This is a genomic window from Pseudomonas sp. GW821-FHT12A04 (assembly GCF_058807755.1).
On the sequence record NZ_JBXAQZ010000005.1, the window covers coordinates 204,412 to 223,393 of the forward strand.

The 18,982-nt window shown below is 59.5% G+C and carries 20 protein-coding genes; 10 read left to right on the forward strand and 10 right to left on the reverse strand.

The annotated features are described in order from the left end of the window. The first annotated feature begins 46 nt into the window (after positions 1-46). Positions 47-283 carry a hypothetical protein gene (locus tag AC1RS8_RS10395; RefSeq protein ID WP_090456183.1) on the forward strand — a complete coding sequence of 79 codons (237 nt, stop codon included), beginning with the start codon at positions 47-49 and terminating at the stop codon, positions 281-283. Between the two features lie 38 nt (positions 284-321). Here AC1RS8_RS10395 and AC1RS8_RS10400 read toward each other — a convergent pair whose 3' ends face one another. Beyond that, a complete protein-coding gene (locus AC1RS8_RS10400) occupies positions 322-582 on the reverse strand; it encodes a hypothetical protein (RefSeq protein WP_090456182.1) in 261 nt (86 codons plus the stop codon). Between the two features lie 383 nt (positions 583-965). Here AC1RS8_RS10400 and AC1RS8_RS10405 point away from each other — a divergent pair, with 383 nt between their 5' ends. After that, complete coding sequence (locus AC1RS8_RS10405) at positions 966-2,030, forward strand: hypothetical protein (RefSeq protein ID WP_489338698.1); 1,065 nt, start codon at positions 966-968, stop codon at positions 2,028-2,030. 17 nt (positions 2,031-2,047) lie between these two features. Continuing rightward, positions 2,048-2,401 (forward strand): DUF1428 domain-containing protein, encoded by a 354-nt coding sequence (locus AC1RS8_RS10410; RefSeq protein ID WP_090456179.1) that lies wholly within the window; start codon positions 2,048-2,050, stop codon positions 2,399-2,401. Positions 2,402-2,415: 14 nt separating this feature from the next. On the opposite strand, the gene AC1RS8_RS10415 is transcribed toward AC1RS8_RS10410, so the two are convergent. Next, complete coding sequence (locus AC1RS8_RS10415; protein WP_056727280.1) at positions 2,416-2,610, reverse strand: hypothetical protein; 195 nt, start codon at positions 2,608-2,610, stop codon at positions 2,416-2,418. 122 nt (positions 2,611-2,732) lie between these two features. On the opposite strand from AC1RS8_RS10415, the gene thpR reads away from it, so the two are divergent. Further along, complete coding sequence (thpR, locus tag AC1RS8_RS10420) at positions 2,733-3,275, forward strand: RNA 2',3'-cyclic phosphodiesterase (RefSeq protein WP_489338697.1); 543 nt, start codon at positions 2,733-2,735, stop codon at positions 3,273-3,275. Positions 3,276-3,544: 269 nt separating this feature from the next. On the opposite strand, the gene AC1RS8_RS10425 is transcribed toward thpR, so the two are convergent. The 5 genes from AC1RS8_RS10425 to AC1RS8_RS10445 form a co-directional block, all read right to left on the reverse strand. Then, positions 3,545-4,642: a polyamine ABC transporter substrate-binding protein gene (locus tag AC1RS8_RS10425; protein ID WP_489309378.1), complete on the reverse strand. Its 1,098-nt coding sequence runs from the start codon at positions 4,640-4,642 to the stop codon at positions 3,545-3,547. Between the two features lie 178 nt (positions 4,643-4,820). Then, positions 4,821-5,705 carry an ABC transporter permease subunit gene (locus AC1RS8_RS10430; protein WP_090456174.1) on the reverse strand — a complete coding sequence of 295 codons (885 nt, stop codon included), beginning with the start codon at positions 5,703-5,705 and terminating at the stop codon, positions 4,821-4,823. Then, positions 5,702-6,616 carry an ABC transporter permease subunit gene (locus AC1RS8_RS10435; protein WP_150814396.1) on the reverse strand — a complete coding sequence of 305 codons (915 nt, stop codon included), beginning with the start codon at positions 6,614-6,616 and terminating at the stop codon, positions 5,702-5,704. Before AC1RS8_RS10435 ends, AC1RS8_RS10430 begins: the two co-directional genes overlap by 4 nt. Further along, the gene (gene potA, locus AC1RS8_RS10440) at positions 6,613-7,755 is read right to left on the reverse strand and encodes a polyamine ABC transporter ATP-binding protein (protein WP_102672777.1); all 1,143 of its coding nucleotides are present in this window, start codon (positions 7,753-7,755) and stop codon (positions 6,613-6,615) included. Before potA ends, AC1RS8_RS10435 begins: the two co-directional genes overlap by 4 nt. 366 nt (positions 7,756-8,121) lie before the next feature. Further along, the gene (locus AC1RS8_RS10445) at positions 8,122-8,883 is read right to left on the reverse strand and encodes a gamma-glutamyl-gamma-aminobutyrate hydrolase family protein (RefSeq protein WP_090456170.1); all 762 of its coding nucleotides are present in this window, start codon (positions 8,881-8,883) and stop codon (positions 8,122-8,124) included. A 283-nt stretch (positions 8,884-9,166) separates the two neighbouring features. Here AC1RS8_RS10445 and AC1RS8_RS10450 point away from each other — a divergent pair, with 283 nt between their 5' ends. The 4 genes from AC1RS8_RS10450 (at position 9,167) to AC1RS8_RS10465 (ending at position 14,539) form a co-directional block, all read left to right on the forward strand. Continuing rightward, entirely contained in the window at positions 9,167-10,543 is a 1,377-nt protein-coding gene (locus tag AC1RS8_RS10450) for a glutamine synthetase family protein (RefSeq protein ID WP_090456168.1), read from the forward strand. 184 nt (positions 10,544-10,727) lie between these two features. Then, on the forward strand, positions 10,728-12,218 hold the full coding sequence (locus tag AC1RS8_RS10455; protein WP_493162559.1) for an aldehyde dehydrogenase: 1,491 nt from the start codon (positions 10,728-10,730) through the stop codon (positions 12,216-12,218). A gap of 51 nt (positions 12,219-12,269) precedes the next feature. Continuing rightward, a complete protein-coding gene (locus AC1RS8_RS10460; protein WP_150814400.1) occupies positions 12,270-13,553 on the forward strand; it encodes an NAD(P)/FAD-dependent oxidoreductase in 1,284 nt (427 codons plus the stop codon). 437 nt (positions 13,554-13,990) lie between these two features. After that, positions 13,991-14,539 carry a cupin domain-containing protein gene (locus AC1RS8_RS10465; protein ID WP_007975263.1) on the forward strand — a complete coding sequence of 183 codons (549 nt, stop codon included), beginning with the start codon at positions 13,991-13,993 and terminating at the stop codon, positions 14,537-14,539. Between the two features lie 128 nt (positions 14,540-14,667). On the opposite strand, the gene AC1RS8_RS10470 is transcribed toward AC1RS8_RS10465, so the two are convergent. Beyond that, positions 14,668-15,375, reverse strand: a complete 708-nt coding sequence (locus AC1RS8_RS10470) for a CatB-related O-acetyltransferase (RefSeq protein WP_489340633.1) — start codon at positions 15,373-15,375, stop codon at positions 14,668-14,670. 340 nt (positions 15,376-15,715) lie between these two features. On the opposite strand from AC1RS8_RS10470, the gene yecR reads away from it, so the two are divergent. Beyond that, positions 15,716-16,186, forward strand: a complete 471-nt coding sequence (gene yecR, locus AC1RS8_RS10475; protein ID WP_349736854.1) for a YecR family lipoprotein — start codon at positions 15,716-15,718, stop codon at positions 16,184-16,186. Positions 16,187-16,321: 135 nt separating this feature from the next. Here the strand turns inward: yecR and AC1RS8_RS10480 are convergent, their stop codons facing one another. Further along, a complete protein-coding gene (locus AC1RS8_RS10480; protein ID WP_489338695.1) occupies positions 16,322-16,615 on the reverse strand; it encodes a fructose-bisphosphate aldolase in 294 nt (97 codons plus the stop codon). 648 nt (positions 16,616-17,263) lie between these two features. Here AC1RS8_RS10480 and AC1RS8_RS10485 point away from each other — a divergent pair. Continuing rightward, entirely contained in the window at positions 17,264-18,067 is an 804-nt protein-coding gene (locus AC1RS8_RS10485; protein WP_489338694.1) for a hypothetical protein, read from the forward strand. Between the two features lie 33 nt (positions 18,068-18,100). Here the strand turns inward: AC1RS8_RS10485 and AC1RS8_RS10490 are convergent, their stop codons facing one another. Further along, the gene (locus tag AC1RS8_RS10490; protein ID WP_090456159.1) at positions 18,101-18,838 is read right to left on the reverse strand and encodes a hypothetical protein; all 738 of its coding nucleotides are present in this window, start codon (positions 18,836-18,838) and stop codon (positions 18,101-18,103) included. Between the last annotated feature and the right edge of the window lie 144 nt (positions 18,839-18,982).

An 18,982-nucleotide genomic window follows, 5' to 3' on the forward strand; every position in this document is an offset into this window, starting at 1 on the left:
AGCATGGCCAGTAGGGTTTGAATTCAGTCAGGGGAGCAATGCAGTCATGACCGAGCGCCATATGGAGCACAAGGAAACGCTATCGAACGGATGCAACATCAAAGTCAAGGCAGAGATATTGAAGGACGGTTCGTTGGGCATGTTCATCGGTGTCTATCGGCCGGACGGCTCGGCCATCGATGAGAACCACGACCCGCGGCCGCACATGCTGGACATGGAGGCGGCGATGGATTGGGGGATTGATATTGCCAAGGGGATCGGCAATAGCCAGCGAACGTTGTGAGCGGTTGCCGTCCGTGCCCGGGCGACCGGCGGTCGCTGTCAGAACCCGAACGAACGGGCCGAGCCTTTTGCCAGTTCGACGTCCAGCAGATGCTCGACCAGCACGTCATTCAAAAAACGGAACTGATCATTGAGCCCGACCACTTCGTTGCTGAAGTGATGATCGGCTGCCGGGATCAGCAACGCCTCGAACTTCTCGTCGAACAGAAGAGTCAACTCTTTACGTGACTCGAACTCCTGCGCGTAGAAATTGTTGCCGAACACCGGAAAACGTACGGCGAGGGTGACAGTGTGAATCATGATGTTTGTTCCTCGCTCAGGACGTACCAGGCAAACACACTCAATGTGAACGCCGTCAGGGCCAGGCAGGTCAGCAGATGGATCAGCATGAGGTTCCCCTCCGATTCGGGGTTTCGTGTTGGCTTGGAATTGATCCTACGCTGACGGCGTTCAAGCGGAAGGCAATCGCGGCGATGGTGAATATCGACGCAAGTGATGGTGGTTTTTGTGTTGTTGATGCGGACCCCTTCGCGAGCAAGCCCGCTCCCACAGGTTCACCGCCGACCAGGGTGGGAGCGGGCTTGCTCGCGAAGGCGGCCTCAAGGGCACCGCCACCTATACTTAAACCGATGGTTTCGAGTGTCGGGCATTTCGTCCGGTGCACACTGCGGGAAGTCGCAATCTTGAGCCTGCGTTCGCTGATCGTCGCCGTGCTGGTGGTGTTGGCGGGGTGCGCCACACCGCCGCGTGCGCCGGTGGAAGTGGTGCCGGTCATCGTCTCAACGAGCACCTGGCAGCAAGTGGACCGGGAGATCGTCGCTGCGTCGCAGTCAGCCACCGAGCAAACCAGAATCTACGCCCGCGGCGCCATGGAGTACTGGCGCACACGGGTCTATGAGTTGACCGAACAGAATTTCATTCCGTGGTTCAGCAGCTACTGGACCCAGGAATGGCTGTCGGTGAAGGTCAGCTGGTACACCCTCAGCGCCAAGGGTGAGCAGGACGCATCGGAAAAACGCCTGGCGGCGTACCTGCTCGAAGCCTATCAGGAGAAGGTCCTGGCCCCGGCGGCATTGGAAGTCGATCCCGATGCGATTCTCGGTCTGGCAGCGGCGTTCTACGTCGACATCCTCAAGGAAGAGCTGCAGAAAATCTCCACCCGCCACGGCGTGCCGATGGCCCAGCTCAACGGGCGCATCCAGAAAATCCCGGCCATCGCCCTCGGGCCGCCGCCGGCGCGGGACGCCTCGTTGTACCAGATCGTGCACACCGAATCGCTGATCACCTTGCCGGCCTTCGCCGCGCTGGTCGACAAAATCCACAAGGCCGGTGGCGACAAGGGGGTGGGCTCGACCGACACCGCGATGGCGCCGGTGGCCAGGCGCGCCAGCCGGCGGATGGAAGCCGAGATGGCCCCGCGCGGGGCCGCCAGCGCCGTGGCCGCGGCGGCCGGGAGACTCGCCGGTGGCTTGATCACGGTAGGGGTGGCGGGCATTCGCGCACTGATTCAGGCCAATGACCGGCCCGACAGCGAGGCGCTGATCCGCAGCAGCCTGGGCAATACCTTCGACAAGGCCTGGCTCAAACTGGTGCAGAACCCGACCACCGGCGTCATGGCTGGCACGCTTTACATGGCGGGGCAGATCGAAGGCAGCCTGGCGGTGCGTACCGAACCGCCGGTCGGTTTGAGTACCGGCACTGTCGATTGGACGCCAGCGCAATCGACTACCCAGCAGAACACCCCATGACCCAAGGAGAAATACTCATGTCTTATGTCGATGGTTTTATCGCTGCCGTACCCACCGCCAACCGTGAGCAATACATCAAACACGCCGAAATCGCCGCCTCGATTTTCAAGGAAAACGGTGCCTTGAGCGTGGTCGAATGCTGGGGCGAGGATGTCCCGGAAGGCAAGGTCACCTCGTTTCCAATGTCGGTGAAGCTCAAGGAAGGCGAAACCGTTGCCTTTGGCTGGATCGTCTGGCCGGACAAGGCCAGGCGCAATGCCGGAATGGACAAGATGATGCAGGACCCGCGCATGAAGCCGGACGTCAATCCGATGCCCTTCGATGGCCAGCGCATGGTGTACGGCGGGTTCGAATTGCTCCTCCAGGCCTGACGCCTTACGCGGGATCACTCCGGCGTCGGGGTGATCCTGCAACTCTTGCGCTGGCGGATCTCGTCGTCCGTCGGCCGCTCGCGGATGAACTCGAAGCGCGGCTCGCCTTCGCTGTAGTGCACCAGCCAGCCCCATTCCAGCTTGAGTTCATCCTGGCCGGGCTCGGGCGGTCTGGCCCACCATGGTTCCTTGCTGATGATCTGTCGCATGGCCCCCTCCGGTTTTTCGGGATGCTAAAACTATAACGCGCCTGCCCCACGATGCCAGAAATGCGCTGGTCGGCAGGCGGGTGTTGAGTACACTCAGGCAGTCTTCCCAGGAGGTGTCCGGCATGAACGACGAATCCCGCGAGCCGTTCAAGCGTCTGTTCTTTGCGCTGAACTGCGCCCCGGCCCAGCGCCGGGAGATAGCGCAGTGGCGCAGTGCGCTGCAACTGCGCAACGGACGGCCGGTGCCGGCGGAAAACTTTCACCTGACGCTGAAGTTTTTGGGGGCGGTGGGCGCGGCGCAGATTGCTGATATCTGTACCGCTGCGGCGGCGATCCGTACACCGGGCGAACGCTTGACGGTGGTGCTGGATCGGCTGGACGTGTGGCGCAGGACAGGGGCGCTGGTGCTCGCACCGGAGCAGGCGCCCCCGGCATTGTTGCGCCTGGTGTATGCCCTGGAACAGGCGATGTTGCCGTTCGGGCTGGAGGAAGCGCCAAGGGAATACCGTCCGCATCTGACCCTGGCACGGCAGTATCGGGCACCGGTGCCGGAGTCCGCAACGGCGCCGGAATTCCTCCTGCGTGCCGACCGGTTCACCCTGTTCGAATCCCACAAGGGCCGCTATCGGGCACTGGCCGAATGGCCTTTGATCGATCCCCAATAAAAAAGGCGCCCGAGGGCGCCAAAATTCACCTGAACCGAGGGAGCCAGGTGAGGCCGTTCTACTTGCAGGAGAGGCAGCGGTGGTAAGGCGCTGCGTGAACGGAAATGGGTAAAGCTGAAATGTGTGCTGGCTGTTCTGGCCTCATCGCGAGCAAGCTCGCTCCCACAGGGGGGTAGCGTCGTTCGCACATCATTGGTTCAACACGGACCACTGTGGGAGCGAGCTTGCTCGCGATGGCAATGTCAGGCTCAGCAGATCAACTGAGTGAATTACTGGCCCAACTTCACCTTGGTCCAGCCACGGGTCATGATCCGCTGGACGGCAATCGGCTGGTCCGGCACGGCATAGAGCGTGGCCATCACCGCTTCCGGCGGGTAGGAGCCCGGATCGTTGCGGATCGCTTCATCGACCAGTGGCGTGGCCGCAGCGTTCGCGTTGCTGTAGCCGATGTTGTTGGTGATGTCGGCAATCACGTCGGGGCGCATCAGGAAGTTCATGAACAGGTACGCGTTCTCGACGTTGGCGGCATCGCGCGGGATGGCGAGCATGTCGTAGAAACTGGCGGCGCCTTCTTTCGGGATGCTGTAGTCGATCTTCACCTTGTCCCCGGCTTCCTGGGCGCGGGCCTTGGCCTGCAGCACGTCGCCGGAGTAACCGACGGCCACGCAGATGTTGCCGTTGGCCAGGTCCGAGATGTATTTCGACGAATGGAAGTACGCCACGTTCGGGCGAATCTTCATGAACAGCGCCTCGGCTTCGGCAATGTGCTGTTTGTTCTGATCGTTCACCGGGTAGCCCAGGTAGTGCAGGGCGGTCGGGATCATTTCAGTCGGCGAATCGAGGAAACTGATGCCGCAGGCTTTTAGCTTCTCGGCGTTTTCCGGTTTGAACAGCAGGTCCCAGGAGTTGGTCGGGGCGTTGGCGCCGAGCACTTCCTTGACCTTCTGGGGGTTGAAGCCGATGCCGATCGAACCCCACATGTACGGGATGGCGTGGGCGTTGTCGGGATCGCTCGCGGAGGCGTTTTTCAGCAGCACCGGGTTGAGGTTTTTCCAGTTCGACAGCTTCGACTTGTCCAGTTCCTGATAGACACCGGCCTTGATCTGCTTGGCCAGGAAGCTGTTGGACGGTACGACGATGTCGTAGCCGGATTTGCCCGCCAGCAGGCGTGCCTCAAGGGTTTCGTTGCTGTCGAAGACATCGTAGGTGACCTGGATGCCAGTCTCGTCCTCGAACTTCTTGACGGTATCCGGGCCTATGTAATCCGACCAGTTATAGACGCGCAGAACCTTGTCATTGGCCTGGGCGCCGGTGGCGATTGCGCCCAATAAGGACAGTGTCAGCAGAGTCCTGCCAAACATTTTCATCGGTACAACTCCATTTTTTTTCAAGATCACACGGCAAACATTTGTGGCTGGAACGCTTGCGCGCTCCCTTGTAGGAGCGAGCTCGCTCGCGAAAAACTCAAGGACGCCGCGTTAATTCGGGTAGCCCGCGTCATCGTTGACGTCCATCGCGAGCGAGCTCGCTCCTACAGGGGCGGCCTCAGGCCGTCGCTTCTGCCATTTGCTTTTTCGGTTGCTGCCAGGATTCGCTGGCGGTCTGGTCCATGGCTTCCTGGATCGCGCGCTTGCGGGTGGCTTCGGCACGGCGGCTGAAGTACCAGACCATGAAGGTCACGATCGACACTGCCAACAGGATCAGGCTGGCCACGGCGTTGATCTCGGGCTTGACGCCCAGACGCACCGCCGAGAACACCTCCATCGGCAGGGTCGTGGAACCCGGGCCGGACACGAAACTCGCCAGCACCAGGTCATCCAGCGACAGGGCGAACGACATCATGCCGCCGGCCGCCAGTGACGGCGCGATCATCGGAATGGTGATCAGGAAAAACACCTTGAACGGCTTCGCACCCAGGTCCATGGCCGCTTCTTCGATGGACAGGTCCAGTTCGCGAAGGCGGGCGGAGACTACCACTGCCACATAGGCGGCACAAAACGTGGTGTGGGCGATCCAGATCGTGACGATGCCACGCTCCATCGGCCAGCCGATCAACTGCGCCATGGCCACGAACAGCAGCAACAGCGACAGGCCGGTGATCACTTCAGGCATCACCAGCGGCGCGGTGACCAGGCCACCGAACAGCGTGCGGCCCTTGAAGCGTGTGACGCGGGTCAGGACGAACGCGGCCAGCGTCCCTAGTGCGACTGCCGCAATCGCGGTGTAGCAGGCGATTTCCAGCGAGCGCAGCACCGAACCCATCAACTGGCTGTTGTCGAGCAAACCGGCGTACCACTTGATCGACCAGCCACCCCACACCGTCACCAGCTTGGAGGCGTTGAACGAGTAGATCACCAGAATCAGCATCGGCAGGTAGATAAACGACAGGCCGAAAATCAGCATGAACTTTGAAAATCCGAAGCGTTTCATCCCCGTGCCTCCATCTCTTTGGCCTGGCTGCGGTTGAACAGCAGAATCGGCACAATCAGGATCAACAGCATTACCACCGCCAGGGCGGACGCCACTGGCCAGTCGCGGTTGTTGAAGAACTCTTGCCACAACACACGGCCGATCATCAGGGTTTCCGGGCCGCCCAGCAGTTCCGGAATCACGAACTCACCGACCACCGGAATGAACACCAGCATGCAACCGGCGATGATGCCGTTCTTGGCCAAAGGCACGGTGATTTTCCAGAAGCTGTTGAAGGTGCTCGAACCCAGGTCCGATGCGGCCTCCAGCAGGCTCTGGTCATGTTTGACCAGGTTGGCGTACAGCGGCAGCACCATGAACGGCAGGTATGCATAGACGACGCCTATGTAGACGGCGATGTTGGTGTTGAGGATCTCGATCGGGTGCGAGGTCAGCCCGGTCCACATCAGGAACCCGTTGAGCAGGCCGTTGTTGCTGAGGATGCCCATCCACGCATAAACGCGGATCAGGATCGCGGTCCAGGTCGGCATCATGATCAGCAGCATCAGCACGTTCTGCGCTTCCTTGCTGGCCTTGGTGATGGCGTAGGCCATCGGGAAACCGATCACCAGGCACATCACGGTGCTGAAAAACGCCACCTTCAACGAACCCAGGTAGGCGGACAGGTACAGCTCATCCTCGCCCAGCAGGGTGTAGTTGCCGATGTTGAGCAACAGCTGGAATTTCTGCTCGGCGAAGGTGTAGATCTCCGAGTAGGGCGGAATGGCCAGGGCCGCTTCCGAGAAGCTGATCTTCATCACCAGGAAGAACGGCAACATGAAGAACAGGAACAGCCAGATGAACGGAATCCCGATGACGAACTTGCGCCCGCTGGGGACCCACCTCAGGAATTGCTGATTGAAGGTTTTCATGCGCGCAGTACCACGCCGCTGTCGTCTTCCCACCACACGTAGACCTGATCGTCCCAGGTCGGACGCGCACCACGGCGCTCGGCGTTGGCCATGAACGATTGGACGATCTTGCCCCCAGGCAGTTCGACGTAGAACACCGAGTGCCCGCCCAGGTAGGCGATGTCATGCACTTTGCCAGCGGACCAGTTGTAGCGGTTATCCGGCTTGACGGTGCTGACCAGCAGTTTTTCCGGGCGGATCGCGTAGGTGATCGACTTGTCCTGCACCGAAGTACTGACGCCGTGACCGACGTAGATCTTCTGCTCCAGGTCCGGGCTGTGGATGATCGCGTGACCTTCCAGGTCCTCGACCACGGTGCCGTCGAAGGCGTTCACGTTGCCGATGAATTCGCAGACCATGCGGCTGACCGGTGCTTCATAAATGTCCACCGGGCTGCCGATCTGGGCGATCCAGCCCAGGTGCATGATCGCGATACGCTGGGCCATGGTCATGGCCTCTTCCTGGTCGTGGGTCACCATCACGCAGGTCACGCCCACGCGCTCGATGATCTCCACCAGCTCCAATTGCATCTGCGAACGCAGCTTTTTATCCAGTGCGCCCATCGGTTCGTCGAGCAGCAGCAGCTTCGGACGCTTGGCCAGGGAACGGGCCAGGGCCACGCGCTGACGCTGGCCGCCGGACAGTTGGTGCGGCTTGCGCTTGGCGTACTGGGTCATGTGCACCAGGCGCAGCATCTCCTGCACCCGGGCGTCGATTTCGGCCGCTGGCAAACGGTCCTGCTTGAGGCCGAAGGCGATGTTCTGCGCTACCGTCATGTGCGGGAACAGCGCGTAGGACTGGAACATCATGTTGATCGGTCGTTCGTACGGCGGCATGTCGGTGATGTCGACACCGTCGAGCAGAATCCGGCCTTCGGTCGGGCGCTCGAAACCGGCGAGCATGCGCAGCAGGGTCGATTTGCCGGAACCGGAACCACCGAGCAGGGCGAAGATTTCACCCTGGTGGATTTCCAGGGACACATCGTCCACAGCGATGGTTTCGTCGAACTTCTTGGTGACGCGATCGATTTTCACCAACACCTTTTTCGGTGCCTGGTGACCCTCAAGAGCCTTCCTGTAGATGCTGGAGGCGTTTGCCATGTGAAACTCCCAACAGGTTTCAGTCGCCCGGCCAACACGGCCCGGCTTAATAGTGGATTGCAAACCCGTATCGGGGACTTCGGTCAGAACGCAGACCCTGTGGGAGCGAGCTTGCTCGCGATGAGGCCGGCACAATCGACATTGATGTCACCTGACACATCGCTATCGCGAGCAAGCTCGCTCCCACAGGGATTTGCGTTTGCTGATCGAACTCACCCATACCGCTCGGGTTTATTCGGCGCCGCCATCCTGGCTGCCTTTCGTACTTGTTGTTATTGCAGTGTGTTGTTGTCGCGGGTGACGGGCGCGCAAAGGCACGCCCGCCTGACCCACGGGGGCAGAAAATCGTTTGTTCGTGTTTTTACGTCAGCTCGAGTGACGCAGCGCCGCCCGTTGCCGGCAGGCTTCGCCGAACGCCTGGAAAATACTCAAATAAGGAGGGTTGTTCAGCACTTGCCATTCCGGGTGCCATTGCACGCCGAGGGCAAAGGCCTTGCTGTGCTCGACGGAGATCGCCTCGATCAGGCCATCGGGCGCGACGGCTTCTGCGCGCAGGCCGGGCGCGAGGCGGTCGATGCCCTGGCTGTGAATCGAGTTCACCTGGAACACCGCAGGCAGCTCCAGCGCTTCGAACACACCGCCGGGCTGCACATTCACCTCATGGGCGGGGGCGTATTGCACGGCCAGGTCCGGATGGTCGGCCTCGCGATGGTCGAGCAAGCCAGGCAGCTCATGGACCTTCTGATGCAGGCTGCCACCGAACGCCACGTTCATTTCCTGGAAACCACGGCAGATGCCGAGCACCGGCACGCCCGCTGCAATAGCGGCGCGGATCAGGGGAAGGGTGGTGGCATCCCGCGCCGGATCATGATCCGTGCCGGGGGCGCTGTCGGGGCCTTGATAGTGGAAGGGTTCCACGTTCGACGGCGAGCCGGTCAGCAACAGACCGTCGAGCTGCGGCAGCAGGTCATCGATTTCGGTCAGGTCGCCTAAGGAAGGAATAACGACAGGCAGCCCCCGCGCCGCAACGCTGACAGCACGCAAGTACTTGTCACCGCTGATGTGGTAGGGGTGCAGGCCAATCTGTTTGACGCACGCAGTAACGCCGATCAATGGCTTGAGTGCCATTTTTATCACCTCGAAGTTTCACACTTGAACGAGCTTTTCCGGAGCTTAGCCTTGTTGATTTTAATTAACAACTCTCATGTAAAAAATTCTAAACGCCGCACGTCCGATCTTCAGGGTTTACGCGTGTTTGAGGGCGTATCTGGCACTCTCGTCCCCCTGAGAGGCCCGAAAATAAACGTTGAAAGGCCAGGTGTTCGCTATTGACTTCACTTTGCCTTTCGGATTGACTGGGCTCGTGAAAGGGCGGTGAACATAATAATTAACAGTAAAAAATAGGTGCATCATGTCGGTCCCTCTGCGTGCCGTTCAACTCAACGAAGCAAACGCATTCCTTAAGAAACATCCTGAGGTTTTGTACGTCGACCTTCTGATTGCGGATATGAACGGTGTGGTGCGCGGCAAGCGCATCGAGCGCACCAGTCTTCATAAGGTTTACGAGAAAGGCATCAACCTGCCGGCCTCTCTGTTTGCTCTGGACATCAATGGTTCCACGGTGGAAAGCACCGGCCTGGGTCTGGACATCGGCGATGCCGACCGGATCTGCTACCCGATCCCCGGCACCCTCAGCATCGAGCCATGGCAGAAGCGCCCGACCGCGCAACTGTTGATGACCATGCACGAAATCGAAGGCGAGCCATTCTTCGCCGACCCGCGTGAAGTGCTGGCCAATATCGTGCGCAAGTTCGACGACATGGGCCTGACCATCTGCGCCGCGTTCGAACTGGAGTTCTACCTGATCGACCAGGACAACGTGAACGGTCGTCCGCAATCGCCACGTTCGCCGGTGTCCGGCAAGCGTCCGATGTCGACCCAGGTGTACCTGATCGACGACCTCGACGAATACGTCGATTGCCTGCAAGACATCCTCGAAGGCGCGAAAGAGCAGGGCATCCCGGCTGACGCCATCGTCAAGGAAAGCGCCCCGGCGCAATTCGAAGTCAACCTGCATCACGTGGCTGACCCGATCAAGGCCTGCGACTACGCGGTCCTGCTCAAGCGTCTGGTGAAGAACATCGCCTACGACCACGAGATGGACACCACCTTCATGGCCAAGCCGTATCCGGGCCAGGCAGGTAACGGTCTGCACGTGCACATTTCGATTCTCGACAAAGAAGGCAACAACATCTTTGCCAGCGAGGATCCCGAGCAGAACGCCGCGCTGCGACACGCGATCGGCGGTGTGCTCGAGACCCTGCCGGCGCAGATGGCGTTCCTTTGCCCGAACGTTAACTCGTACCGTCGTTTCGGCGCACAGTTCTATGTACCGAACTCGCCGAGCTGGGGCATCGATAACCGCACCGTGGCCGTGCGTGTACCGACCGGCTCCAAGGACGCCGTGCGCATCGAGCATCGTGTAGCCGGTGCCGACGCCAACCCGTACCTGCTGATGGCATCGGTATTGGCCGGTGTTCACCACGGTCTGACCAACCAGATCGAACCGGGTGCACCGGTGGAAGGCAACAGCTACGAGCAGAACGAGCAGAGCCTGCCGAACAACCTGCGCGACGCACTGCGCGAGCTGGACGACAGCGAAGTCATGGCGCGCTACATCGACCCGATGTACATCGACGTGTTCGTGGCGTGCAAGGAAAGCGAGCTGGCCGAGTTCGAGAACTCCATCTCGGACCTTGAGTACAACTGGTACCTGCACACTGTCTGACGGCGTTGGCGGCACACACAAATCCTGTGTGCACCGCCAAACCCTGTGGGAGCGAGCTTGCTCGCGATGAGGCCATCACATTCAACATGGATGGTCTCTGACCCACCGCTATCGCGAGCAAGCTCGCTCCCACAGGGATTGCGGTTCTTTTCAGATTCTTATTCCCCTGCGTCGAGTCACAACCATGACAAACACTCGCAGCGATTGGGAGCAGCGCTTCCAGTCCCTAACCATCGAAGGTCGCGCATTCATTGACGGCCAATACTGCGCGGCCGCCAGCGGCGCGACGTTCGAATGCATCAGCCCCGTGGATGGTCGTTTCCTGGCGAACGTCGCCAGCACCGACGAAGCCGATGCCAATGCAGCGGTCGCCGTGGCGCGCCGCACCTTCGAATCCGGCGTGTGGGCCAACCTGGCCCCGGCTGAGCGCAAGCGCATCCTGATCCGTTTCGCCGACCTGATCCTGGCGAACCAGGAAGAACTGGCCCTGCTCGAAACCCTCGACATGGGCAAGCCGATCAGCGACTCCATGAGCATCGACATTCCGGCGACCGCCAACGCGATCCGCTGGACCGCCGAAGCCATCGACAAGATCTACGACGAAGTCGCCGCCACGCCCCAGGATCAACTGGGCCTGGTGACCCGCGAAGCGGCCGGCGTGGTCGCGGCCATCGTGCCGTGGAACTTCCCGTTGATCATGGCCAGCTGGAAATTCGCCCCGGCTCTGGCGATGGGCAACTCGTTCATCCTCAAGCCTTCGGAAAAGTCCCCGCTGACCGCGATCCGCATCGCGCAGCTGGCGCTGGATGCCGGCATCCCGAAAGGTGTGTTCAACGTCCTGCCGGGCTACGGCCACACCGTTGGCAAGGCGCTGGCGTTGCACATGGACGTCGACGTGCTGGCCTTCACCGGCTCCACGGCGATTGCCAAGCAGCTGATGGTCTACGCCGGGCAGAGCAACATGAAACGCGTCTGGGCCGAAGCCGGGGGCAAGAGCCCGAACGTGGTGTTCGCCGACGCGCCGGATCTGCGCGCGGCAGCACAGGCGGCGGCCAGTGGCATCGCCTTCAACCAGGGTGAAGTCTGCACTGCCGGTTCTCGCTTGCTGGTGGAACGTTCGATTCGCGAGCAATTCATTCCATTGTTGGTGGAAGCCCTGCAAGCCTGGAAACCGGGCCACGCCCTCGACCCTGCGACCACCGTCGGCGCGGTCGTCGACCAGCGTCAACTGGACAACGTACTGCGCTACATCGGCATCGGCAAAGAGCAGGGCGCCGAACTGATCGCCGGCGGCAACCGCACCCTCGAAGACACCGGTGGCCAGTACGTGGAACCGACGATTTTCGACGGCGTGACCAACGCCATGACCATCGCCCGGGAAGAAATCTTCGGCCCGGTGCTGTCGGTCATCACCTTCGACACCTTCGATGAAGCCCTGGCGATTGCCAACGACAGCATCTTCGGCCTGGCCGCCGGTGTATGGACCAGCAACCTGAGCAAGGCCCACACCTTCGCCCGTGGCCTGCGTGCCGGCAGCGTCTGGGTCAACCAGTACGACGGCGGCGACATGACCGCGCCGTTCGGCGGGTTCAAGCAGTCGGGTAACGGTCGGGACAAATCGCTGCACGCGTTCGACAAGTACACCGAACTCAAGGCGACCTGGATCAAGCTCTGATAACAATAAAGCGACGGTCGCCGGCTCTGTCGGCAGCCATCGGAGAACTGTATGAAACAAGCACATGTAAACAGCTACTACGCCGCCACCCGCAACTTCACCGGTGATTTCCCGGTGCTGGAAGGGGCGGTGGACTGCGACGTCTGCGTGATCGGCGCCGGCTACACCGGCCTGTCCTCGGCCCTGTTCCTCGCTGAAGCGGGCTACAGCGTGACCGTGCTCGAAGCGGCCAAAGTCGGCTTCGGCGCCAGCGGTCGCAACGGTGGTCAACTGGTCAACTCCTATAGCCGCGACGTCGATGTCATCGAAGAGCGCTACGGCGACAAGACTGCCGAAGTCCTCGGCAGCATGATCTTCGAAGGCGCCGACATCATCCGTCAGCGCATACAGCACTACGACATCCAGTGCGACTACCGCCCCGGCGGCATCTTCGCGGCGATGAACAAAAAGCAACTCAAGGGCCTGGCCGAACAGAAGAAGAGCTGGGAACGTTACGGCAACAAGAACCTGAAAATGCTCGACGCGGCCGACATCAAGCGCGAAGTGGGTTCCGATGCCTACGTCGGCGGCCTGCTGGACATGCAGGGCGGCCACATTCACCCACTGAACCTGGCCCTGGGCGAGGCCTCGGCCATCATCGGCCTGGGCGGCAAGATCTACGAGCAGTCGGCGGCGGTGGAAATCACCTACGGCGAGCCCATCACCGTGCGCACCGCCAAAGGCGTGGTGAAGGCCAAGTACCTGCTGATCGCCGGTAACGCCTACCTGCCGCAGGGCCTGGACAACCGCGTGACCAGCAAGAGCATGCCGTGCGGTTCGCAGATCGTCGTCACCGAGCCGTTGTCTGAAAAGCAGGCCCGGAGCCTGATCACCAACAACTACTGCGTGGAAGACTGCAACTACCTGCTCGACTACTACCGCCTGACCGCCGACAACCGCCTGCTGTACGGCGGCGGCGTGGTCTACGGTGCACGCGAGCCGGACGACATCGAACAACTGATCCGCCCGAAGATCCTCAAGACCTTCCCGCAATTGAAGGACGTGAAGATCGACTACCGCTGGACCGGCAATTTCCTGCTGACCATGTCGCGCATGCCGCAATTCGGCCGTATCGAGAAAAACGCCTACTACATGCAGGGCTACAGCGGCCACGGCGTCACCTGTTCGCACCTGGCCGGCAAACTGATCTCGGAAATGATCCGTGGCGACGCCGAGCGCTTCGATGCGTTTGCCTCGCTGCCGCACATGCCGATGATCGGCGGGCGTACCTTCTCGGCGCCGTTGACCGCCCTCGGCGCGGTGTACTACTCGCTGCGTGACCGTTTCGGCATCTAGGTTTTACCTCACCGGCGGCTGCCCCAAAAAGGTGCCGCCGGTTTTTTATTTCAGCAACACAGCAAATCCCCCTGTGGGAGCGAGCTAGCTCGCGATAGCGGTCTGATATTCGACATTGATGTTGACTGACCCACCACCATCGCGAGCAAGCTCGCTCCCACAGGTCTTGTGTCTTGACTCAGAATTATCATCAACAGGTTCTTTTTTTCTGCCGTTTATCGAACCTGCTGAGCATTACGAACAAACGTGATTTAATAGCCGCCTTTCACGTTTCCGGGACCGGAAAACGGCGTGATCCGCGCCTGCACTCCACCCCTCCATTATCCCTGTAGGAGCGAGCCTGCTCGCGAAAGCGTTGGTTGAGTCGACATCAATGTTGAAGGTCAGATCGCAATCGCGAGCAAGCTCGCTCCTACGGGTTGGCACATAAGGCTGTCATGGACACGGGCTCACGACTCAAATTAGTACGCGAAAGCTACAAACTGTCCCAGCGCGAGCTGGCCCGGCGTAGCGGCGTCACCAATGCAACCATCTCCCTGATCGAACAGAATCGGGTCAGTCCTTCCGTCAGCTCCCTGAAGAAATTGCTGGAGGGCATCCCCATGTCCCTGGCCGACTTCTTCACCTTCGATCAGCCGCCGCGCGAACACCAGTACGTCTTCCGCGCCAACGAACAGCCCGACCTCGGCCGCCATGGCCTGCGCTTGCTGCTGATCGGCGCGTCCGTGCCAAGCCGGCAGATGCGCCTTCTGCGCGAGCAATACGCACCGGGCGCAAGCTCGGGCGAAGAGCCGATCGTGCATTCTGAAGGCGAGGAGTGTGGGTTGGTGACCCGGGGTACCGTGGAGTTGACCGTGGATGGCCAGGTGAGTGTGCTCAACGCCGGGGACGGCTATTACTTCCCGACGACCTTGCCGCACCGGTTTCGCAATATCGGGGCGGATGAGGCGGAAATCATCAGTGCCAACACACCGGCGAACTTCTGATAACCGCTTTTTGGGCAGGGATCATCAGGATCCAGCCGTTAAAACCCGCCTCTGATGCGGGTTTTTTTATCATTTGAATCTGGTTTGGCCGGGCCTCTTGAATGTGCAGTGTTGGTCATTTCCAATGCTCAAGACGAAATTCTGCACCCTTTGCGGGTTATTTCGATCTGTTGGTAGTCGGCACGCGTTTCTTTCTGCAGGGTGGCCAACAGAGATAAAGTGGCTTGCGGATCATTGAGCGGTAATGTCTTGAGTACCTCGACATCAACATCCCACCACTTGCTGTCGATCAGCGCCTCAATCAACTCGGGTGTATGCCGATACTTGACAACTTTTGCCGGGGTGCCGGCAACAATGGCATACGGTGGCACGTCATGGGCAACCAGGGCGCGGGTTGCGATGACAGCGCCGGTGCCTATGGTCACGCCTTCCAGGATCATCGCACTATGGCCGATCCAGACGTCATGCCCAATCGTGATGTCCGCAACCTCCGGGTCGTAAACCAGCGCCGTGTCGGTATATTGAAAGGGATGTGAACTGAGCCAGTCCAACGGATGCGAGCTCTTTTGTTGGCCGATAAAACAGCTGCTGCCAATGGAGCAAAACCTGCCAATGGATGAGACTGCCGAAAGGACGCAGTCACTGCGGATATAAGTATGCGCACCAATTTCCAGCTTTTTTGACTCTATGACCACATGCCCAAGCGTCACGCCTTCTTCTAGGGTCACTGTCGATCTTTTGTGCAGCGACAATAAACCGCCCGCCACTTTGCATTTGTGTTTGCGGATCCATCTTTTCCAGTAACTATTTCGCAAATAACTAATTATTGTTTTCATGAACAGCTGTCTTGGATATCCGTTATCGGGCATGGCCCGGCCCCATGAGCCAACGGCCGAGTCTAAATGAATCGGCCGGGGTAGATGAACTTTTTAGACGTTACTCAACAACCGCTTTTGTGCGTCTCGGTCCCTGATCAGTGCAGGAGTTGTGCCGAATGTGGGTCGTGAGCAATGCGCTGCGAATACACCAGCGAATTTCTGATCAGGGATTCAAGGATCATTGTTTGGCCGCAAATTTCCGTCGTTGTTGATCGTCCATCCCAAAATCGTTTTTGTGGACAGGAAGAAGGCGCATTGCCATTATTGCACTTCTTGCACCTCAAAAGGATTTCTTCTCATGCGTAAGCTACTGCTTCTGGTCATGTTAGCCGTTGTAGTAACGGGTTGTTCCAGTCGTAAAGAATTTTACGCAACCGGCGGGAGCCGGGCGGATGGCTCGATTGATATGGCTTACGACTTCAAAGCTTTCGAGACTCCGATTGTTGATTTAAAGCAGGCTGAGTCAATTGCAAACAACAAATGCGCGGTGTGGGGTTACGAGCGCGCAGAACCCTTCGGGGGTAAAACCCTGAATTGCCATTCAAAGGATGGTTGGGGTAACTGCAACGCCGGGCAGATGATCGTCAAGTATCAATGCATTGGAAATATCACGCCATCAAACCAGGCATCAGCGTCTGCGGGGTCGTCTGTACCGGTTGGAATGCTGACTCCTGCTCAGTACAAGGAAGCGCGAGTAAAGGCGCTGATGGACAAAAAACTCCCTTACGCTGAGTACCAGAAGGAATATCAGGCGATCATGGCTGAATAGTTCAGTCGATATCGTTTCCGCTGCCCGGATTCAGTTCTTCATGTGAGTGCGGTTGTCGGTTGAAAAGCAAAAAGTGAGATTTTGAGTGAGCAACAAAAACCCGCAGAAATGCGGGTTTTTTGTGCGTAAAAAGTTTCACTCTCCCTTCGCGACCTCAAATCCCCGCTGCTCAATCACCCCAAACACATCCCGCACATCCTGAAGCAGAATCCGCGAAATGTTGGTGACGGTGTTGATGTCGTTTTCGGCGTAGTCGGGGAGGCTGGTGCAGGCCATGAGGTTGAGGTATTGCAGGACGGCGTTGAGGCGTTCGGCGGCGCAGTTGTGGAGCTCGCGCAGCGGGGCGTCGCTGTCGATGAGGAGGACGGGGTAGCTGGTGGCGATTTGTTTCATGGGGGTGAAGCGGGGATCCGGACGGTTAGTCGTCATAAGTAAAACTTCCTCGTATCTGTAAGAAGAACTACTCCCGGTCGCTGCGATTCGAATGGGGTGGTAGCTATGTGCGGGTTCGCAGACCGAGGATACGAGGAACCCGGCAGACCCGAAGATCTCCCACACACAGCCACCATAAAGCGACATGCGGGCGCAGATGCGACCGTCATCGGCTTGATGGACTGCAAGGTTACTACACGTATCTACAGGGCTGCGAAACCCTGTCGCCAACTCAAGTCAGCGACGGGCGCACATTAGGTGTCGATCTCCAGCACTGCAACCGGCCTGTAGGACGCCAAATGCCCCCTGTGGCGAGGGAGCTTGCTCCCGTTCGGCGGCTCTGCCGCCGTAAAACCGGGCACTGCGATGGGTCTGAGGAAATGAGTTGCAAAGGATCAGGGCCGCTTCGCAGCCCAGCGGGAGCGAGCTCCCTCGCCACAAAGGGACAAGTCCTACAAATATTCCAGACGTCAAGATTGAACGTTCGTCGGATGGCGGGTTGCTACCATCGCAATTGCCTGCCGATATCAACACGGCTGCTACGCTTGGTCGTTGCAGTGCCCGAGTTCCATTCCTGCTCACGCTGCAAGGGTAATCACGGAGTGCGACATCCATTCCTGTCGGCAACCTGCACGGAGGCAGGCGATGGTGATCAAAAGCATGGCCGATTCGACTGCGGCGGGGAGTCCCGAGCCGCTCGATCGGGAAGAAATCGAGCGGGTGCTGGCGCTGTTGCTGGTCAGCCCGTTGTTTGCCAAGTCCAGGCGCATGGGCAGTCTGTTGCGCTTTCTGGTCGAGCACGACCTTCAGGCGTGCAACACGCCGCTGACCGAACACGCCATCGGCATCGCGGTGTTTCGTCGTGACCCGGCAGTGTATTGCACGGGCGACGATCCGGTGGTTCGAGTGCAGGTGGGGCGCTTGCGGCGCAAGCTCGCAGCGCATTACGCCGGCAACGGCCAGCAGGACCCGGTGCGCTTCAGCATTCCACCCGGGTGTTATCGCTTGACCTACCAGCGGCTGCGGCCCAAGGGCGTCGGCACTCGCCATCCTGTGGTCCAGATCCAGCCGTTTACCTGCCTTACCCGCGATGGCGATGACTTTACCCGGGGTTTGTGCGAGGAGTTGAGCTGCCGACTGTTCGAGTCGTTCGAGCAGGCGCAGACCGGGACCAATCATGTGTTGATGCGGGTGGCACGCAACAGCGAGCCGGTACCTGACTTCAAGCGTGGCGGGCGTTACAGCTATTGCCTGGAGGGCAGCGTGCGGGTCGAGCCTTCGCGGGTGCGAGCGTCATTGCGCCTGGTGGATGTGGCGCAGGGGCGGATTCGCTGGTCTGGGCAGTTCGATCGCGATCGACCCCATGGCATCGCCACCCAGGAGGACCTCGCGCAGTCGATCTGTCGCTCGCTGACGGGCTACTTCGCCACGGCGGGCAAAGAGGAGTGAAAGGGCAACCGCAAGGTTGCCCCGGCATGACGGTTACACGGTTTTCCACTGACCGCCTTCGTAAAGGCGACCTGCGGTGTTATCGAACGTCAAGTCGATTTCGATCGCCTTGGAGCGTGAGGTACTGAACATGGTGCTGGTCTGTACGTTCTGTTCGAACCACACGAGGATGGTTTCCACCGGCGTCAGCACGGTTTCACCGGTGACCACCTGATCCACCGCAACGTAAATGGGGGTGCTGACCTGATTGCCATCAATACCGGTAGATAACTGGTTGATACCCGGATGGATGGGGGCGTAGTCGTTTACAAAGGTCATGGAAATGTTCGGTCCCCCGGTAACCGCCGAACTCAGCAGACCGTGCTCATCGAGTGTCGATGTTTGCCCCAGGCCGATATTGACGATGTTGGTCGAGACTTTGACCTGCACATTTGCCTTGAACAGGTTGGACGCAAACAGCTGATATTGAGGCGTCCAGCTGAACTCGTTGTTGCTCAGGTAAGCGTCATAGGACTGCCAGACCACGTTGTAGTCGGCGTCACCCACCTTCTTGGCGAAGCACAGCTTGTAGCCGGACTTCTTGAGCTGCGCCAGGTCGCCGGCGGCGATTTCGATGGTGACGGTTTTTTGCGAAGCCGCCAGGGCCGACCTCAGTACCCGGCCGTAATCCGCCGCTTTCAGTTGCGTTGCACCCATGATCGACTTGACGGCTTCTTGCACATCATTGTGAAGCTGCTGGCTCTTTTGGCTGACAGCGATTGATTTGCTCATGGTTTCCCTCTTCCTTGGTGGTGTGTTGGGCAAACAATGGGCTGCTGGCGCTTGGCGCTGCTGTCCATTGACGGCTTCACTCTAGGGGCGAGGGGCAGGGCGGCTAAGTGTCTTGGTGTTACAAGCGGGTATCGGGGGTGTATC

What these genes read in the sequence shown, in the direction of transcription:
- AC1RS8_RS10395 (WP_090456183.1), top strand. Translation starts at nt 47, where the DNA reads ATGACCGAGCGCCATATGGAGCACAAGGAAACGCTATCGAACGGATGC.
- AC1RS8_RS10400 (WP_090456182.1), bottom strand. Translation starts at nt 582, where the DNA reads ATGATTCACACTGTCACCCTCGCCGTACGTTTTCCGGTGTTCGGCAAC.
- AC1RS8_RS10410 (WP_090456179.1), top strand. Translation starts at nt 2,048, where the DNA reads ATGTCTTATGTCGATGGTTTTATCGCTGCCGTACCCACCGCCAACCGT.
- AC1RS8_RS10415 (WP_056727280.1), bottom strand. Translation starts at nt 2,610, where the DNA reads ATGCGACAGATCATCAGCAAGGAACCATGGTGGGCCAGACCGCCCGAG.
- thpR (WP_489338697.1), top strand. Translation starts at nt 2,733, where the DNA reads ATGAACGACGAATCCCGCGAGCCGTTCAAGCGTCTGTTCTTTGCGCTG.
- AC1RS8_RS10425 (WP_489309378.1), bottom strand. Translation starts at nt 4,642, where the DNA reads ATGAAAATGTTTGGCAGGACTCTGCTGACACTGTCCTTATTGGGCGCA.
- AC1RS8_RS10430 (WP_090456174.1), bottom strand. Translation starts at nt 5,705, where the DNA reads ATGAAACGCTTCGGATTTTCAAAGTTCATGCTGATTTTCGGCCTGTCG.
- AC1RS8_RS10435 (WP_150814396.1), bottom strand. Translation starts at nt 6,616, where the DNA reads ATGAAAACCTTCAATCAGCAATTCCTGAGGTGGGTCCCCAGCGGGCGC.
- potA (WP_102672777.1), bottom strand. Translation starts at nt 7,755, where the DNA reads ATGGCAAACGCCTCCAGCATCTACAGGAAGGCTCTTGAGGGTCACCAG.
- AC1RS8_RS10445 (WP_090456170.1), bottom strand. Translation starts at nt 8,883, where the DNA reads ATGGCACTCAAGCCATTGATCGGCGTTACTGCGTGCGTCAAACAGATT.
- AC1RS8_RS10450 (WP_090456168.1), top strand. Translation starts at nt 9,167, where the DNA reads ATGTCGGTCCCTCTGCGTGCCGTTCAACTCAACGAAGCAAACGCATTC.
- AC1RS8_RS10455 (WP_493162559.1), top strand. Translation starts at nt 10,728, where the DNA reads ATGACAAACACTCGCAGCGATTGGGAGCAGCGCTTCCAGTCCCTAACC.
- AC1RS8_RS10460 (WP_150814400.1), top strand. Translation starts at nt 12,270, where the DNA reads ATGAAACAAGCACATGTAAACAGCTACTACGCCGCCACCCGCAACTTC.
- AC1RS8_RS10465 (WP_007975263.1), top strand. Translation starts at nt 13,991, where the DNA reads ATGGACACGGGCTCACGACTCAAATTAGTACGCGAAAGCTACAAACTG.
- AC1RS8_RS10470 (WP_489340633.1), bottom strand. Translation starts at nt 15,375, where the DNA reads ATGAAAACAATAATTAGTTATTTGCGAAATAGTTACTGGAAAAGATGG.
- yecR (WP_349736854.1), top strand. Translation starts at nt 15,716, where the DNA reads ATGCGTAAGCTACTGCTTCTGGTCATGTTAGCCGTTGTAGTAACGGGT.
- AC1RS8_RS10480 (WP_489338695.1), bottom strand. Translation starts at nt 16,615, where the DNA reads ATGACGACTAACCGTCCGGATCCCCGCTTCACCCCCATGAAACAAATC.
- AC1RS8_RS10485 (WP_489338694.1), top strand. Translation starts at nt 17,264, where the DNA reads ATGGTGATCAAAAGCATGGCCGATTCGACTGCGGCGGGGAGTCCCGAG.
- AC1RS8_RS10490 (WP_090456159.1), bottom strand. Translation starts at nt 18,838, where the DNA reads ATGAGCAAATCAATCGCTGTCAGCCAAAAGAGCCAGCAGCTTCACAAT.